Annotated in this window: 12 protein-coding genes, 2 pseudogenes and 1 riboswitch; of the genes and pseudogenes, 1 reads left to right on the forward strand and 13 read right to left on the reverse strand. The window is 38.2% G+C overall.

The genetic code is table 11. From position 1 onward, the window contains the following. The 12 genes and pseudogenes from KH286_RS09285 to KH286_RS09340 all read right to left on the reverse strand — a co-directional run. Positions 1–3,392, reverse strand: a pseudogene (locus KH286_RS09285) (ESPR-type extended signal peptide-containing protein); the annotation flags it as partial. 415 nt (positions 3,393–3,807) lie between these two features. Next, entirely contained in the window at positions 3,808–4,779 is a 972-nt protein-coding gene (locus KH286_RS09290; RefSeq protein WP_373051446.1) for a biotin-dependent carboxyltransferase family protein, read from the reverse strand. 37 nt (positions 4,780–4,816) lie between these two features. Next, positions 4,817–5,560: a 5-oxoprolinase subunit PxpB gene (gene pxpB / locus KH286_RS09295; RefSeq protein ID WP_077708212.1), complete on the reverse strand. Its 744-nt coding sequence runs from the start codon at positions 5,558–5,560 to the stop codon at positions 4,817–4,819. Positions 5,561–5,634: 74 nt separating this feature from the next. Continuing rightward, on the reverse strand, positions 5,635–6,831 hold the full coding sequence (locus KH286_RS09300) for an NRAMP family divalent metal transporter (RefSeq protein WP_077708211.1): 1,197 nt from the start codon (positions 6,829–6,831) through the stop codon (positions 5,635–5,637). A gap of 141 nt (positions 6,832–6,972) precedes the next feature. Further along, on the reverse strand, positions 6,973–7,740 hold the full coding sequence (locus KH286_RS09305; RefSeq protein ID WP_021147838.1) for a LamB/YcsF family protein: 768 nt from the start codon (positions 7,738–7,740) through the stop codon (positions 6,973–6,975). Positions 7,741–7,920: 180 nt separating this feature from the next. Then, the gene (thiE, locus tag KH286_RS09310) at positions 7,921–8,568 is read right to left on the reverse strand and encodes a thiamine phosphate synthase (RefSeq protein ID WP_021147837.1); all 648 of its coding nucleotides are present in this window, start codon (positions 8,566–8,568) and stop codon (positions 7,921–7,923) included. 3 nt (positions 8,569–8,571) lie between these two features. Continuing rightward, a complete protein-coding gene (gene thiF / locus KH286_RS09315) occupies positions 8,572–9,207 on the reverse strand; it encodes a sulfur carrier protein ThiS adenylyltransferase ThiF (RefSeq protein WP_021147836.1) in 636 nt (211 codons plus the stop codon). Positions 9,208–9,219: 12 nt separating this feature from the next. Next, a complete protein-coding gene (gene thiH, locus KH286_RS09320; protein ID WP_278617851.1) occupies positions 9,220–10,305 on the reverse strand; it encodes a 2-iminoacetate synthase ThiH in 1,086 nt (361 codons plus the stop codon). Between the two features lie 24 nt (positions 10,306–10,329). Next, positions 10,330–11,100, reverse strand: coding sequence for a thiazole synthase (locus KH286_RS09325; protein ID WP_021147834.1), 771 nt, complete (start codon positions 11,098–11,100; stop codon positions 10,330–10,332). 1 nt (position 11,101) lies between these two features. Then, on the reverse strand, positions 11,102–11,299 hold the full coding sequence (gene thiS, locus KH286_RS09330) for a sulfur carrier protein ThiS (protein WP_021147833.1): 198 nt from the start codon (positions 11,297–11,299) through the stop codon (positions 11,102–11,104). 23 nt (positions 11,300–11,322) lie between these two features. Beyond that, positions 11,323–12,627, reverse strand: coding sequence for a phosphomethylpyrimidine synthase ThiC (gene thiC, locus KH286_RS09335; protein ID WP_278617852.1), 1,305 nt, complete (start codon positions 12,625–12,627; stop codon positions 11,323–11,325). Positions 12,628–12,704: 77 nt separating this feature from the next. Further along, positions 12,705–12,812: riboswitch (TPP riboswitch) on the reverse strand. Positions 12,813–12,889: 77 nt separating this feature from the next. Continuing rightward, complete coding sequence (locus KH286_RS09340; protein WP_008602705.1) at positions 12,890–15,043, reverse strand: ATP-dependent Clp protease ATP-binding subunit; 2,154 nt, start codon at positions 15,041–15,043, stop codon at positions 12,890–12,892. Positions 15,044–15,473: 430 nt separating this feature from the next. Here KH286_RS09340 and KH286_RS09345 point away from each other — a divergent pair, with 430 nt between their 5' ends. Further along, positions 15,474–15,851, forward strand: coding sequence for a hypothetical protein (locus KH286_RS09345; protein ID WP_101928978.1), 378 nt, complete (start codon positions 15,474–15,476; stop codon positions 15,849–15,851). A gap of 262 nt (positions 15,852–16,113) precedes the next feature. On the opposite strand, the pseudogene tnpA reads toward KH286_RS09345, so the two are convergent. After that, positions 16,114–16,578, reverse strand: a pseudogene (tnpA, locus tag KH286_RS09350) (IS200/IS605 family transposase). Between the last annotated feature and the right edge of the window lie 35 nt (positions 16,579–16,613).

The following is a 16,613-nucleotide window of genomic DNA, read 5'->3' on the forward strand; positions in this document are numbered from 1 at the left end:
GGTAGAACCAGAGTTACCACCTAAAGAAATCTTACGACCGATAGCTGTCGTGTTTTTGTCGATGTTAGCTTTATTGGTTGCGATGTTATCCTTATTAGTAGCAATATCTGTTTTGTTCGCAGCAATATTGTCTTTGTTAGTGGCAATATCTACTGCATTTTTATCAATTGCTGTTTTATTGTCAGCTATTTTTTGCTTGTTATCCGCAATGGCATCAGCATTTTTGCCAATCTTATCTGTATTATCAGCAATATTGGCTTTGTTTTCTGCTACTTGATCATCAACGTGTTTCAATTAATCTTCTGTAGCGGCACGACCAGATACAGGTTGTGTTTGCCCCGGAGTCCATGCAGTGTTAGTCAAGCCTGTTACTTGAGGTGTTTCAACTCCAGTTGTCGCTTTCACTTTTGGCGCTGTAATCGTTTGTGTAGCTGTTACCGTGTCAAAGGTTACGTCTTTTTTAGTGGAAATGGTAAAGTCTTTACCATTTTGAGTAATAGAAATATTATCACCATCAATAAATTTAACAGTATTACCACCTTCAACCTTTTCAGCCGTCTCATTATTAGCTACTACATGCCATGCTGCTAAATCTTTAACTTGTTGCTTACCAGCATCTGTTAAGTTGCTCAAGTCTCGATCAGCTGCATTGTCAACTTTACCTTTAGTCGCGTCATCGAGTTTAACAGTCACATCGTCACCATTAGCAACCGTAGTAAGACCGTTTTCACCTTTCACATTGAATTTCACATCACCTGTGCTCAACGATTTTTCATCAGTCGAACCAGAGTTACCACCTAAAGAAATCTTACGAGCGATAGCACTGTTTTATTGTCAGCTATTTTTTGCTTGTTATCCGCAATAGCAACAGCATTTTTACCAATCTTATCTGTATTATCAGCGATATTGGCTTTATTTTCCGCTACTTGATCATCAACATGTTTCAATTGGTCTTCTGTGGCTGCACGACCAGATACAGGTTGTGTTTGACCTGGAACCCACGCAGTGTTCGTCAAGCCTGTTACTTGAGGTGTTTCAACTCCAGTTGTCGCTTTAACCTTTGGCGCTGTAATCGTTTGAGTAGCTGTTACCGTATCAAAGGTTACATCTTTCTTAGTAGAAATGGTGAAGTCCTTACCATTTTGAGTAATAGAAATGTTATCACCATCGATAAACTTAACTGTATTACCACCTTCAATCTTTTCAGCCGTTTCATTATTAGCTACTACATGCCATGCTGCTAAATCTTTAACTTGTTGTTTACCATCAGTAGTCAAATTGCTCAAATCTCGATCAGCTGCATTCTCGATTTTACCTTTAGTCGTATCATCGAGTTTAACAGTCACATCGTCGCCATTAGCAACAGTCGTAAGACCATTTTCACCTTTCACATTGAATTTCACATCACCTGTGCTCAACGATTTTTCATCAGTCGAACCAGAGTTACCACCTAAAGAAATCTTACGAGCGATAGCATGAGATACATTGACAGCATCTTTATCAGCAACACCATCTGCTACATTGGCAACTTTCAAATTTCCAGCATTGATACCTTTATTACCATCAATTTTTACAGTTTCATTACCGCTAGCATTATTGAAAGAAGCACTGTTTAATTTAGAAAGATCTTTTTTCAAAGCTACAGAGATTTTCTTATCATTTCTAGCAACCGCAACATTATCGTCACCAGAAAAATCTACTGTATTACCTTTTTCAACTGCTACTGGTGTAGCTTCACCATTAGCAGAAAGATTCCAACCATATTTATTTTGATCAATTGCTTGATTAATCGCATTAGCTACGTTAGCAGAATCCGCCATACCAGCCGAGGCTGTAGCGCTACCATTTGCTACAGTAATGTCTTGCTTTTTACCAGAAACTGTAATTTTCTTGCCATTAGCTGTAGTGCTAATGTATGTATTATCACCATTTACAGCCAATTTACTATTAGCAAGGTTCACATCGCCTGTACCAGTATCACCTGTAAAAGCTAGATTAACACTCTTTAATTGCGCCACGTTTACTGCGTCTGTATCAGCAGTACCTGCAGCAACATAGTTAATTTGACGTGTTTGGTTCATCGTACCAACAGCAACACCACCTAATTTAGACGTTAGGGCGGCACCACTTAAACCAGCATATATATCTGTACGACTAGTATTAACATTATAGCCCGCTACGCCTGAAGCAATATCAGCTGTAGATTTTGAACCAACAGCTACACCATCTACGACTTTACCTCTAGCACCATCACCAACAGCTACAGAACGACTCGCAGATACGTCTGTTGCGGCATTTGGGCCAATAGCAATAGAATTAGCCGCCGTAGCACCAGTATTATCTTTATTAGCAATATCAGAAGATTTTATAGATATATATTTATAAGCGATTTGGTCTACAATAGCACTAAGTTGAGAGCCATTAATTGCATCTGTGGAAGTAGCACTTACTTCACCTGGAGCCACATGTTTCAACTGACGTTCATACCCTTTAGAACCAAAAGATACAACGTCACCTGGCAATGTTTTATCACCACCAGCCCAGGAAGCAACAACGTTATTTGGCAAAGTATAACTAGATTGTTTTGTACCGCCTACATCAGTGTTAGAACCACCACCGATGGCAATAGCATTATCACGATTTGCCCTAGCCCCTGTACCAATAGCAATAGCATTTGTTACATCATTATTGGCTTGACCAGAAGCACCACTAGAAGTTCCTGATAAACGATCCTTCGCATTTGCACCTGTACCAATGGCAATGCCCACATTGCCTGACTGACCTTTCATGCCTAATGTGATACCAGATTCACCAGCCGTTGCCGATGTATATAGTGGGTTTCTCATATCAAATCCTGTTAAGCTTTGAACTGCACTACGCAAATCCCCAGTTTTATTCTCACCATTATTCGTAGTGTAAATAACTTTTACACTATCGGCTTTAACTACATCATCGCCACCAATAACAATAGAAGAGTTACCTTGAGCTATTGTATTTCCCCCAATGGCAATTGCTTGCTCCCCAATTACTCTTGCACCTTCATTAGCAGTATTACCACCACCAATAGCGATTCCTTGTGGACTGTTAACACTGGTACTAGAATTAGAACCTATTGCAATAGAATATCCACCAGCAGCTGCTGCATTTTGACCGAAACCTACAGCTTTGTCACCAGTAACAGAAGCACCATCCCCCAAGCCTACTGCTGTTGCATGCAGATTTGTAGGCAAAGTATTTGCCGCCATAGAGATGCTAGCATTAGTCATTGCTAATACAGCCAAGATTGCTGCTACAACAATTTTCTTTTTACCACTATTATTCTTAGCGAACTCAGATACTACTACGTAACAGTTTTTTGATTTGCTCCAAACCACTTTAAAAATCTTATTCATACTTTCTCCTATAAACTAGATTAATATTAATGCTCCCTCGATGTTTTATCATATGGTAAGTCATACGAGAATTTCAAAATCTTCAATATTATAAGTATACCAAAACCTTTAATATACTATCAAGTTTTTTCATTTATTTTTCATAACTATAGGCATTGCACAAACAGCGTAGTAATGGGCATTATAGTGATTCATGTCACAAATTTATATAAAATATGGGCTTATTTTATACCATATCAAAGAGATAAAATGAATATAAATTCATAATCATTATTTTAAACTTATTTTATAAGATTATATTTTCCCACCACCTCATCAATTCATCTTACTTTACATAACAAAAAGCTATCTCATAGAAATGACAATCTACGAGATAGCTTTATTACTAAATTGTATAATTAAATTAGGTAACGAATTAGCTTACTTTAAAAACATATAAACTTTGTTCGTGTGCTAATTCTATTCGCTTATGCAAGTGTCTAATATATGTACGATATATTTCTTGTGCTTCTTCAACGGATATAATATCAAAATGAATTCCATCCCCTACTGGCAATTGGCTTAACCTAGGTAAATCGGCGGTAATGACAGTACCAATCTTTGTATAGCCGCCCGTTGTTTGTCGGTCCGCCATGAGGACTATTGGATTTCCATCTGACGGAACTTGAATAGAGCCAAATACAGCACCATCAGAAATAATGTCTGCACTATCGATATGCTCTATGACAGGGCCATCTAAGCGGAAGCCCATGCGATCACATTGTACGGTCAATGTATATATTTTACTACCAAAGGTCTTAATCCCTTTCTCGGTAAAATACTTTGCTTGCTCTCCTAGTACTACACGCAAAGGTTCGTGACACTCACGACCGCCGCGGTTATATAAAGCGGTATTGAATAATTTATGAGTTCCATAGAAGTCGCACACATTCACTTCGTGTCTAGTAAATGCTTTAATGCCAAACTGATCACCCGCTTGTAATGAACGCCCCTCAAAACCACCTATTTTAGCCTTTGTATGAGTGGATACGCTACCGTTAATAGCAGGAACATCGACCCCACCAGAGAAAGCAATATACATACGCACGCCACATTGGCTGAAGCCACCAGAAATGATATCCCCTTCGTGACAAATAAAAGGTATATATCTAGGCACAACTACATTGTTAATGGTTGGGTGCATGTCGGCCCCTGTAAAAGCAACAATACATGTACCTTGAACAGTTAGCGTAGGAGGTAACACGGTACATTCTAAAGCACCTAGAGGTTCCTTGTTTCCTACTAGAGCCTGTCCCAAGAGATAGCTTTCACTATCCATAGGACCTGCCACAGGCATACCATATTGTTGAAAGCCAATACGCCCTATATCTTGAATCGTTGTATACATACCCGGAGCATCTACGCGGATTAAAGCGCGTTGAAACTCATTTATATCCACGTAAATCACCACTTTCTATTTCATATATAGATGGAATATATTCCATACCCAAGGATTTAACCCTATGGAATTCGTTTTCATCGATAGACACATAACGAACGTAGTCTCCGGCTTGCAATAGTGCAGCTTGCTCCTTAGACATGTCATACATAGTCACAGGTGTGCGTCCAATAATCTGCCAGCCTCCAGGAGAATCTGATGGATATGTGCCAGTCTGTTCTCCTGCAATACCTACAGAGCCGGCAGGAATCAAAGTCCTTGGAGAGGATAGTCGAGGCGTCGCAATGCGTGGATCCATGCCACCTAAATAGGTAAATCCAGGAATAAAGCCTAACATATAAACTAAATAATCTGTACCACTATGAATGGATACAACCTCAGCTTCACTTAAATGATTATAAGAGGCTACAAAGCCTAAATCTGGGCCAAACTCGCCACCATATACGGTGGGTATTTCAACAATCGTAACGAGTTCATTTGCGCTATCCGTTACCGATTCTTGCAATGTGGGTTCAAGAATTCTACAAATATCTGAATAAGAATATACCATTGCATCATATTGAACAAGCAATGCGCAGTATGTAGGAACTAGTTCAATAATTCCATCTAGCTGTAAATCTTTAATCTGCTCTATAATTTGTCGGATGTGTCGATTAATCTTTGGATCGATTACTTGACCAAAATCAATAGAGATAGCGCAATCCCCTACAGGTGAAATTGTAGGTTTCATATGTACCTCCTGCTATAACTAGAAAGGACCATCACATTCAAGCCGAACGTAATGGTGCTTTCACAGATAATTAATTAACCTAGTAACTTAGCAATGCCTTTTAAAGATGTAACACCAATATAAGATGTTACAAGCACTACAATCCAACCGGTATAATATAAAAGTTTATTGTGTTTGTATGTTCCTACGATTTCAGATTTATGAGTTGCGACAAGCATAACTGCCAATGTAACAGGTAATATTAACCCATTTACAGAACCAGCTAAAATCAATAGAGATACTGGTTTACCAATAAAGATTAAGATACATGTAGAAATAAAAATAAACGCCATAATAGTCAATTTTTCATTTCGTTCTACAATCTTAAACAATGTTTTTAAGAAGGATACTGATGTGTAGGCAGCCCCTACTACAGAGGTCAATGCAGCACAGAAGAACACTATACCGAATAATTTATGTCCAATTTCACCAGCGCCGAGAAGAAACGCAGAGCCTGCTGGGTCTTTAGAATCTAGTACAAAGTCCATGGATACTACACCTAAAACGGCTAAGAACAATAACACTCGAACTAATGCATCTACAGACATTCCCATAATTGCTGCACGACGTACATCTTTTAAATGCTCTTGACCTGTAATACCTGCATCAATGAGGCGGTGACCACCAGAAAATGTAATGTAACCACCTACAGTGCCTCCAATAAGTGTAATCGTTGCTAACCACGGCACATGCTCTGGAATCACAGAATGAGACAAGGCTTCTCCTACTGGTGGATTCGTAGAGAATGCTACGTAGGCGATAAGAACAAGCATAACAGTACCGAGTACTTTAGCCGTATTATCTAAAACACCACCCATCTTCTTAGATGTAAATAATAAGATACCCAAGATACCGCTAATAGCGGCCGCTGTTGTTGTGTCGATACCAAATATAATATTGAGGCCCATAGAAGCACCACCAATATTACCGATATTAAAGGCCAATCCACCAAGGGAAATTAAAAATGCCACTATATAACCAAGGCCTGGCAATACCTTATTCGCAATATCTTGACCACGCATTTGGGATACACCAATAATCGTCCACACATTAAGCTGTGCAATAATTGAGAAAATAACGGATACAACGATAGCAAATGCAAAGTCTGCTTTCAACTCATTTGTAAATGCTGCCGTTTGTAACATAAAGCCAGGTCCAATGGAAGACGTGGCCATTAAGAAAGCTGCCCCTAATAGGACAGAGAAACTCGCTTTACCTGTAATTGGTTTCATAGGAACCTCCACATATAATAATTAATCTATGCCATACTTATTTCTTAAAGCTCATACTTACATGTAATACTTACTTTTAATACTTATATTTGCATTTTTGTTGGTATTAATTAAGCATTTATTTTAATGTATTTAATAGTGTTATCGGTGTTGAAAATTCGCCACCGTTACACCAGCTTTTATGAGCCCTTCCCGAATATATCTTGTGAAAGCTATCGCTTCTGGGTTATCACCATGAACACATACGGAATCGGCCACAATATCAATGGTCTTCCCCGTATTAGTAACAACCTTACCCTTTGTAACCATCATAAGAACTCGGTCTAAAGCCTCTTGCGGGTCTTTAATGAAAGCACCTACTTCTGTACGAGGGACCAATGTTCCCTCCTCTGTATAGCCACGATCGGCAAACACTTCCTGTATAACAGGAATACCTCTTCGCTGTGCCTCTTGAGCAATATAACTACCACTTAAAACCATGGCCGCGATATTAGGATTTACCGCTTGCAAACCATCTAAAATTGCATCAGCTAGTACAGGTGTAACACAGGCTGTATTGTAAAAAGCACCATGTAATTTCATATGCTGTAAAGTAATGTCATAACTATCACAAAAAGCTTGAAGTGCACCTAGTTGGTACATCATATATGCTTTTGCCTCAGCAGGATTTACTGCCATCGCACGACGACCAAATCCCATCAAATCTGGATAACCAGGATGTGCCCCTATGGCAACTCCTTTTTCTTTACATATGCGGACAGTCGCATCCATGATAAGAGGATCTCCAGCGTGCCAACCACAAGCAATATTAGCACTTGTTACGTGATTTAATACTTCACTATCCATGCCTAATGTATAGTTACCAAAACTTTCGCCTAAATCACTATTTAAATCTACATAATGAGACATATACTATTACCTCTCCATCTTCATCTATTTTATAAATTCTATAGAATATCGAGTTTAATGATACGATTATACTAAATAAATCGATGTGTTAGCAATGATTTTTATCATGTATACAAAATTCTTTTATAACCAAAAAACCACAAGATTTTAATCTTGTGGTTTGTATGTAAACTCAATTTTTTATCTGACTCTACTATATCCAGTCATAAGCTCATAAACCGTATTTTGTATATTGTCCGACTCTGTTATTTCAGAAACGGCACAAATAAAATCGGGATGCGCTTGCCAAACGATATCAGCATTTGTCGTTTTAATTCCTCCAATGGCGACAATGGGAACCTTACTAAATTGCTTTGCCCAATATACATAAGAAATTCCTACAGGATTAGCATTGGGTTTTGTCTGTGTAGAAAAAATAGGCCCTACTCCAATGTAATCTATAACACTCGTATATCTGTTTGCCGCTTTTAAATCGGATATACTATGGGTTGACCACCCAATCAACATATTAGGCCCTACAATCCGTCTTACCGTATTAGGCGGCAAATCATCTTGTCCAATATGAACACCATCAGCATGTATAGCTAACGCAAGATCAACATAATCATCAATAATTAATAGAGCATGATAATCATAGGTCAACCGCCTCAAAATCATAGCCTCTTGATATCGCAGAATCGGCGTTTTTCCCTTTTCACGATATTGAATAATTCGTATCCCTGCACTTAGCATATCTTTCACAAGCGTAACCACATCTCGAGTACCGCCCGTAATTCCATATATAGGACAAGCATTTATTACCTCTGTTAGTTTATCTTTTCTGTTCACCTATTACACCTCATTAGACATGGTCTTTTCTAGTAAAAGTGATAACGCTAGATCCGCCTGTTTTGCAGCAGCAATAGCCACACGTGGTGCATAAGGATAGGCATTGTCTACACCAGAATGCTCGTCACCAACAATATATAAATTTTGACCTAGCTTTTTAGTTCGTAATGCATCGGAATTACCTATTCCAGCCAATCCGGATACCATGATTTTAGGTACATCTACTGAGGTTGCAGCCTCTAAAAACATAGACTTAGCTTCTACCGCATCAAAAGCTTCTATCAAAATATCGGCTTTTTTATAGATTTCAGGTATATTCTCGGTTGTCAATTTATCCTTATAAATCTTAACAATAACATTTGAATTAAGGGCAGTTAATACATCTTGTAAAGCCTCTACCTTATACTGCCCCACATGACACGAAAAATAGTGTTGTCGATTTAGATTACTTAGCTCTACAATGTCATAATCTGCAACAATTAGATTTCGAATACCACTACGTACAAGATTAACAGCACAATTGGATCCCAATCCGCCAGCACCTATAATACCTACTACTGAATTCTGCAATTTACGAAACTCCTCAGGACTATAGAAGTGAGATATAGCCGTTTCAAATTCGTTATTCATATGAGCCATACACATATCTCCTCATAGCGTCTGCCAATCTTTATAAATGGGTTGATACCCATTATTTTCGAGCATTACAGCCATTTCACTTACACTGCGATTATCACTGATTGTAAATTGGCTAGAATCATCTTGTTTTGTATGTCCCCCTACAGAGGTCGTTACGCCAGCTGAAAGTTTTGTAATCCCCAGTCTCACCAGATTATCACGCATGTACTTGCTTTCACGAGAGGAAAGCGTAATTCCCACACGGGGGAACAAAAGACGCAAAGCCAAAATATATTGAACTAATGCCGTATCATCTACAGGATATTTTGGTGAATAACCTACTGCACAAGGTCGAATTCTTGGAACGGAAACAGATAATTCTACATCTGGATAATGTTGCACAAGATAATTAAGATGTAACATCGTCTTGTATGCCTCTCTACGCCATTCATCAAGCCCCATTAAAGCACCAATATTGACCACTCTAAATCCAGCCTGACAAGCCAACTCAGGCGTATCAATGCGCTTTGCAAAACCACTCTTAGGCCCAAATGGATGTAATTGCGCATACAAAGTCGGATTATATGTCTCTTGGAACATCGTCATTCCATCCGCACCAACTGCGACTAATCCTTTATATTCCTCCAGCGTAAGCGAATACACTTCTATACTAACGCTGCTAAAAATAGGAACCAATGTTTCTACGGCGGCCTGTATATATGCTGGTGGACTGCAAGATTTAGACTCGCCAGTTAATACCAAGACTTGCTCTAATCCCGTTTCAGCGATTGCTTTCGCTTCAAGTTCAATATCGTTTAAGCTTAGTTTTTCACGGGCAATTCCACTATGATGACTATATCCACAATAAACACAACCATTGTCGCAATAGTTTGAAATGTACATAGGCGTAAACAGCTGTATGGTATAACCAAATTGCTGTACCGTCTGCTCATGAGCTAACTGCGCCATATCTTCTAAATACAGCAGGGCTTGAGGTGATAACAGAATAAGTGCATCATCAATAGCTAACGCAGGTTTAGAGAGTGTTGAAAGTATTTCATCACCAGTTATCGCCTCTAATGTTTCAGCTATATCTTCGTCAGAAACTCTTGAAAGCACATCTAAAAATGACATATTCTCACCTTACTTTCGCAAGAAACCAGTTAACGGTGAAGATGCACTGCCTACAGACTTCTTAGGTGCACATTTTGCAAGATATGCCTTGCGGCCAGCCTCTACAGCATAATAAAAAGCCTCTGCCATACCTACTGGATTTGAGCTCGTAGCAATAGCCGTGTTAACAAGAACAGCGCTAGCCCCCATTTCCATAGCTATTGTTGCATCGGAAGGTCTCCCTATTCCCGCATCAACAATAATTGGCACATCAATAGAGTTGATTAAAATTTCTATCAATCCTTTTGCTTCAAGTCCACGATTGCTACCAATAGGCGAAGCGAGGGGCATAATACAACTAGCACCAGCATCTACTAGTCGCTTTGCATCCATCAAATTAGGACTCATATAAGGAAAGACGATAAACCCTTCCTTTGCCAACACTTCAGCAGCCCTAATAGTCTCTAGATTATCGGGCATCAAATACATCTGATCTTGAATGACTTCAATCTTAATCAAATCACCACAGCCTAATTCTCTTGCCATGCGTGCAATACGTATTGCTTCGTCTGCATTTCGAGCGCCCGATGTATTCGGTAATAAATGCATTCTATCAGGGATATAATTTAATATATCCTCTTCACTTTGTGTTGTACCTGCTCGTCTAAGAGCAACCGTCACAATGTCTGATTTCGATGCTACCAGTGCATCTCGCATCAAATTATAGGATGCATATTTCCCTGTTCCTACTAATAAGCGACTAGAAAATGTTGTATTACCTACAGTAAATGAATCCAACATATCAACCACCTCCTACAAAGCTAACGATTTCTAATCTGTCAGCAGCCGTTAATTTAGTGGTTGTATATGCTTCCTTACTAAGAATCTCTCCATTAAGCTCAACTACAAAGTGTTTACCAGAATAGCCTAATTCATCAAGAATCAAATGAAGTTGCTCACCTACAACATACTTTGGCTCTCCATTAACAATCAAATCCATAATGACCTCCCATATGAAAAAGCTTATAAAATATCAATATATTCTTCTTGTAAAGCTTTATTCATACTGCGCACAGCACAGAACTTGCCGCACATCGAACAGGTTTCACCATGATCTTCCTCCGGTGCTCTACTTTCACGAATAGAACGAGCCCGTTCAGGATCAAGGGCACAAGCATATTGTGCCTCCCAATCGAGAACTTGACGTGCCTTAGCCATAGTGTCATCTATATCTCTTGCATTAGGAATACCACGAGCAATATCTGCAGCATGCGCCGCTATTTTGAAAGCCATAATTCCGTCTTTTACATCATCTGCATTTGGTAAGGCTAAATGTTCCGCTGGTGTAACATAGCATAAGAAGGACGCACCATGCATACCCGCTACAGCGCCACCAATAGCAGCCGTAATATGGTCATAGCCTGGAGCAATATCTGTGACGAGCGGTCCCAATACATAGAATGGCGCTCCATCACATAAAGATTCTTGAACTTCCATATTCATTTGTATTTGATGTAAAGGTACATGTCCAGGTCCTTCAATCATAGCTTGTACACCATATTCTTTTGCTCGTTTTGCCAATTCACCAAGCCTTACAAGCTCTTCAATTTGGCACACATCAGTGGCATCCGCCAAGCAACCCGGACGACAAGCATCACCTAAAGACAAAGTAACATCATATTCTTTGCAAATCTTTAAGATTTCATCAAAATATTCATAGAATGGATTTTCATGGCCTGTCATGCTCATCCATGCAAATACCAAACTCCCTCCGCGACTAACAATATTAAGCAACCGTTTATGATTCTTAATTTGATCTATTGTTTTTCTCGTAATACCACTGTGGATAGTAATAAAATCTACACCATCTTGAGCGTGTAATCGGATAGTGTCCAAGAAGTCTTGAGCCGTTAATTCACCCAAATCTTTTTGATGATGAATAACACTATCATAGATAGGCACCGTACCAATCATTACTGGTGATGTCTCGATTAATTTACGTCTAAAAATACGAGTATCACCATGAGTTGAAAGATCCATGATTGACTCTGCTCCAAGTCTAATAGCTCGATTAACCTTTTCAATTTCACTATCATAATCAGTAACATCTTTTGATGTACCTAAATTAACATTGACTTTCGTTCTAAGGCATTTGCCAATCCCCTCAGGCGAAATACTAGTATGTTGCTTGTTACAAGGAATAACAACCTTTCCTGCTGCCACTAGTGAACGTAATACCTCTTCATCCATACGTTCTTTTTCCGCGACGACTTTCATTTCCTTCGTAACTACACCAGCCATAGCCGATTCCAATTGAGTCATAAACATTTTACATCCTCCTATATAAAAGACATATATAGTTAGGTATGCAAAAATGGGTATCGAACAAAATGATCGATACCCATATTAAGTATTAGCGTGCTTCCTACGCGGGCATGATCCCGATCAGGTATAAAGGTCAGGTGCTCGCAGCCCTTTCTCAGCCTATATAATAGGCTCCCTTGCATACTCACTATATAATTATGCTATTAATATTACTACTTTATTCAGATTTGTCAAATGATTATTCTGACACTTTTACGTCTATTGTTTATTTCTCAGCCTTATCTTGGTCTTTGCTATCATCGGAATCTGCTTTTTCAGAGATTACAATATGACCATCCTTAACATCAGCAAGCAAGTGTTTAGCATCGATGTGATCCAAATAGAAATCAGTTACATTATCGCGGATTTCAGATTCGATAACACGACGTAATGGACGAGCGCCCATAGTTTTGTCATACCCTTGTTCCATCAACAATTCTTTAGCTGCATCTGTTACATCAAGAGTGATATCTTTTTTAGCTAAAGTTTTATTCACTTGATCAAGCATCAAATCTACAATTTTTTTCAAATCTTCTTTGCTCAATTGATTGAACTCGATAACTGCGTTGAAACGGTTCAAGAACTCTGGACGGAAGAATGGCGCGATGCGTTCCATTACATCTACTTTATTTTCATCATCATTGTCATTACCATAACCGAAACCTGCATTGGATGTAGCGATGATAACAGTATTTTTAAAGTTTACTGTGTTACCTTGACCATCTGTTAAGCGACCATCGTCCAATACTTGCAAAAGTAATGTAATAACTTGAGGGTCTGCTTTTTCGATTTCATCGAATAATACAATAGAATAAGGATTGCGACGTACGCGTTCAGTCAATGTGTTAGAGTTATCTTCATAACCAACATAACCAGCTGTAGCGCCGATTAATTTAGATACGGCTGTGCGATCACTATATTCGGACATATCCAAGCGAATGATTGCATCTTTGTTACCAAACATATCTAGAGCTAATTGTTTAGCTAATTCTGTTTTACCAACACCTGTAGGACCTACGAATAAGAAGCTACCGATTGGACGGTTACCTTCGTCAAAGCCTGCACGGTTACGACGAATTGCTTTAGATACAGCTTCTACTGCTTTATCTTGACCAATTACATGAGCTTCTAAACGAGATTTCATGTCTTTCAAGCGCTCGATATCGGATGCACCCATTTGAGATACAGGGATACCTGTCATTCTTTCAACGGCTTCTGCTACATCGTTAACCTTAGCCACTACCTTTTGATTTTCTGTATGGTTATCAAGCTCTGCTTGTAACTTTTGAATACGCATTTTTTCATTAATCGCAGATTCATAGTCTTCTTTTTGAGCATATTCCTCTTGTTTTGCTTTAGCATCAGCAATATCTGCTTCCAATGTTTTAATATCTGTTACAGGATGTTGAGACGCCAAGTGAGCTGCTGTTACATCGATTAAATCAATAGCTTTATCAGGCAAGCTACGTTGTGGAATATACTGTACGGAATAATCTACAGCTGCTTTCAACACCGCGTCTGGCAATTCAATATTATGATGCGCTTCGTACAATGGACGAATGCCTTGTAAGATTTTGAAAGTATCCTCTGCAGATGGCGCATTTACCTTTACCTCATTAAAACGACGAGCGAGAGCCGCGTTTTTCATGATTGTATTACGGTATTCATCTTGTGTTGTAGCCCCAATAACAGTCATTTCACCACGAGACAAAGCTGGTTTCAAGATATCTGCCAAGCCTTTGGAGCCTTGACCATCACCGGTAGAACCAGCGCCCAAAATTTGGTGAATTTCATCGAAGAACAAAATAATATTGCCAGCGGCTTTTACCTCTTTAATAAGGTTTTGAATATTTTCTTCGAAAGAACCACGGTATTGAGTACCAGCTTCCAATCCGGAAATATCGATGGAAATGATTTCTTTATTTTTAATAGCTGCTGGAACATCACCATTTACAATAGCTTGTGCCAAGCCTTCTACTACTGCAGTTTTACCAACACCAGCATCACCTACAAGTACAGGATTATTTTTAGTACGACGTGCTAAGATTTCTGCTGTTTCTTGGATTTCTTTGTTACGGCCAATTACAGGATCAAGTTTACCATCACGAGCTTGTTGAGTTAAGTTTGTCCCCAAACGAGCAAGGATGCCATCTTGTTTAATTTTACCTTGTTGCGCAGCTTGAGCAGCTTGCATTTCTTCATTAGATGGTAAGCGACCAGTTTGACGATAAAACGCAAATTCTTCTGGAGTTACTTCGCGACCATTAATCTTATAACTACGTCGTTCCGTGGAATAACCACCCATATTACCCATCAATTGATTAAACAAATCATTCATACTAGAAAATTCATTACCAAAGTTGTTAAAGTTGTTGTTCATATAAATTACCTCACTTTTTTACTACAAGTATATCTATTTGACTTTTTAAGTCTGTTTAATTTCTTGCTTTATTTCTAGGTTTTTTTAACCTTATGTCATTATAATAAACATATTAAGTCAAAAAGTCAATAGGTCAAATTAATAATTTTTGACTTTTTTTGACTTTTTTTATTTGACCAATTCGATTTATAGGTCAAAAGACAGATAAACACTGGGTTTATTCACCTAAAAGTCTCCTTAGTTATTACAAATTATAGTAATAACTTACTAGATGCTTAATAAAAGTAGTTACACAAAAAAATCCATCAATAAATAGATAACTCTAAGTCATAAACGATCTATATAAAACTCCTTCTTTTCATTTTTAAAGTTATATGCAATAATAAACATGAGCATAATATGAATTTTTTTTGCTTGTATGGGGGATATTATGAAGAAATTTTATGCAATTGCACTATTAACGCTATCACTTTTTGGGTTCAATGTACAATTAAATACAGTGGATGCACAAATGATTTTTATTTCACAGTATATGGATGGTAAATACTATGCTGATACTAGTAGTGCTACATTCGTAAAAGACGATAATTTTGCAACCGTATGGGCAATAAATGTAATCGGAAATCTTAATAGTGGCAAACAAACTATAACTACTTACTATTTTCAGTACAATAAGTATAAACAACGGTATTATTGGACTTCGGGTTCTCAATACGATACACCTAAGGCGATAGACTTTAATAACAAAACACATTCAAACGCAATGATTCTAGGTGCTTATTGGGCCTCTCATGATGTACTTTTTTAAAAAATATTAAGAAAAAATCCGTAAGGTGATATGAACTGCACCCCGAAAATTGGACACAATTTTTGGAGGTGCAGTTTTTTATGTCTTGAATTACAATACAAAACGCATTAAGCTCAAATCATAACCACCCGTAGAACGGGTGTTTATGATTTGACCCTATAAGGGTCTTTCTCTAGTGGTGGCCCTCTAAAGAGGGCATTGAATGATCTGACAACCACTCTATTACCACTGGCCGCCCCCTACTCGGAGGCTTTTATTTTGTCTATTTTACCAGCTCACCTGTAAACGAGTCGGTATATTCTTTAAAGTTTAGTGTATCTTGTGCTATATCTTCTTGTAGTTGATTGCGAATATACTCTTTTATCGCTCCTTCATATCATCCCACCGTATCCATATAATATCCTCTACACCAGAAATGTCTATTTCCATACTTATATTTTAAATTTGCGTGTTTATCGAATATCATGAGGCTACTTTTGCTTTTTAAATATCCAATAAAACTCGATATGCTTAAATGTAGTAAAATCGTTACTAGCATATGTATATGATCTGGACAGCATTCTGCCTCGATAATTTCTACATTTTTTCTCTTACATAAATCTCTTAGGATTTTACCTACATCAGCTTTTATCCGACCATAAATTATTTGCCTTCTATACTTTAGAGCAAAAACAATATGATATTTACATCTCCATTTACTATGTGATAAGCTTTTTACGTCATTCATTGACATTGAACCTCCTATGTTGAAATGTTGTGGTT

The organism is Veillonella parvula (assembly GCF_018378075.1).
GTDB lineage: Bacteria > Bacillota > Negativicutes > Veillonellales > Veillonellaceae > Veillonella > Veillonella parvula_K.

Bases quoted from the DNA above. Each gene is read 5' to 3' on its own strand.
- KH286_RS09290 (WP_373051446.1), bottom strand. From the start codon at position 4,779: ATGTATACAACGATTCAAGATATAGGGCGTATTGGCTTTCAACAATAT.
- pxpB (WP_077708212.1), bottom strand. From the start codon at position 5,560: ATGAAACCTACAATTTCACCTGTAGGGGATTGCGCTATCTCTATTGAT.
- KH286_RS09300 (WP_077708211.1), bottom strand. From the start codon at position 6,831: ATGAAACCAATTACAGGTAAAGCGAGTTTCTCTGTCCTATTAGGGGCA.
- KH286_RS09305 (WP_021147838.1), bottom strand. From the start codon at position 7,740: ATGTCTCATTATGTAGATTTAAATAGTGATTTAGGCGAAAGTTTTGGT.
- thiF (WP_021147836.1), bottom strand. From the start codon at position 9,207: ATGGCTCATATGAATAACGAATTTGAAACGGCTATATCTCACTTCTAT.
- KH286_RS09325 (WP_021147834.1), bottom strand. From the start codon at position 11,100: ATGTTGGATTCATTTACTGTAGGTAATACAACATTTTCTAGTCGCTTA.
- thiS (WP_021147833.1), bottom strand. From the start codon at position 11,299: ATGGATTTGATTGTTAATGGAGAGCCAAAGTATGTTGTAGGTGAGCAA.
- thiC (WP_278617852.1), bottom strand. From the start codon at position 12,627: ATGTTTATGACTCAATTGGAATCGGCTATGGCTGGTGTAGTTACGAAG.
- KH286_RS09340 (WP_008602705.1), bottom strand. From the start codon at position 15,043: ATGAACAACAACTTTAACAACTTTGGTAATGAATTTTCTAGTATGAAT.
- KH286_RS09345 (WP_101928978.1), top strand. From the start codon at position 15,474: ATGAAGAAATTTTATGCAATTGCACTATTAACGCTATCACTTTTTGGG.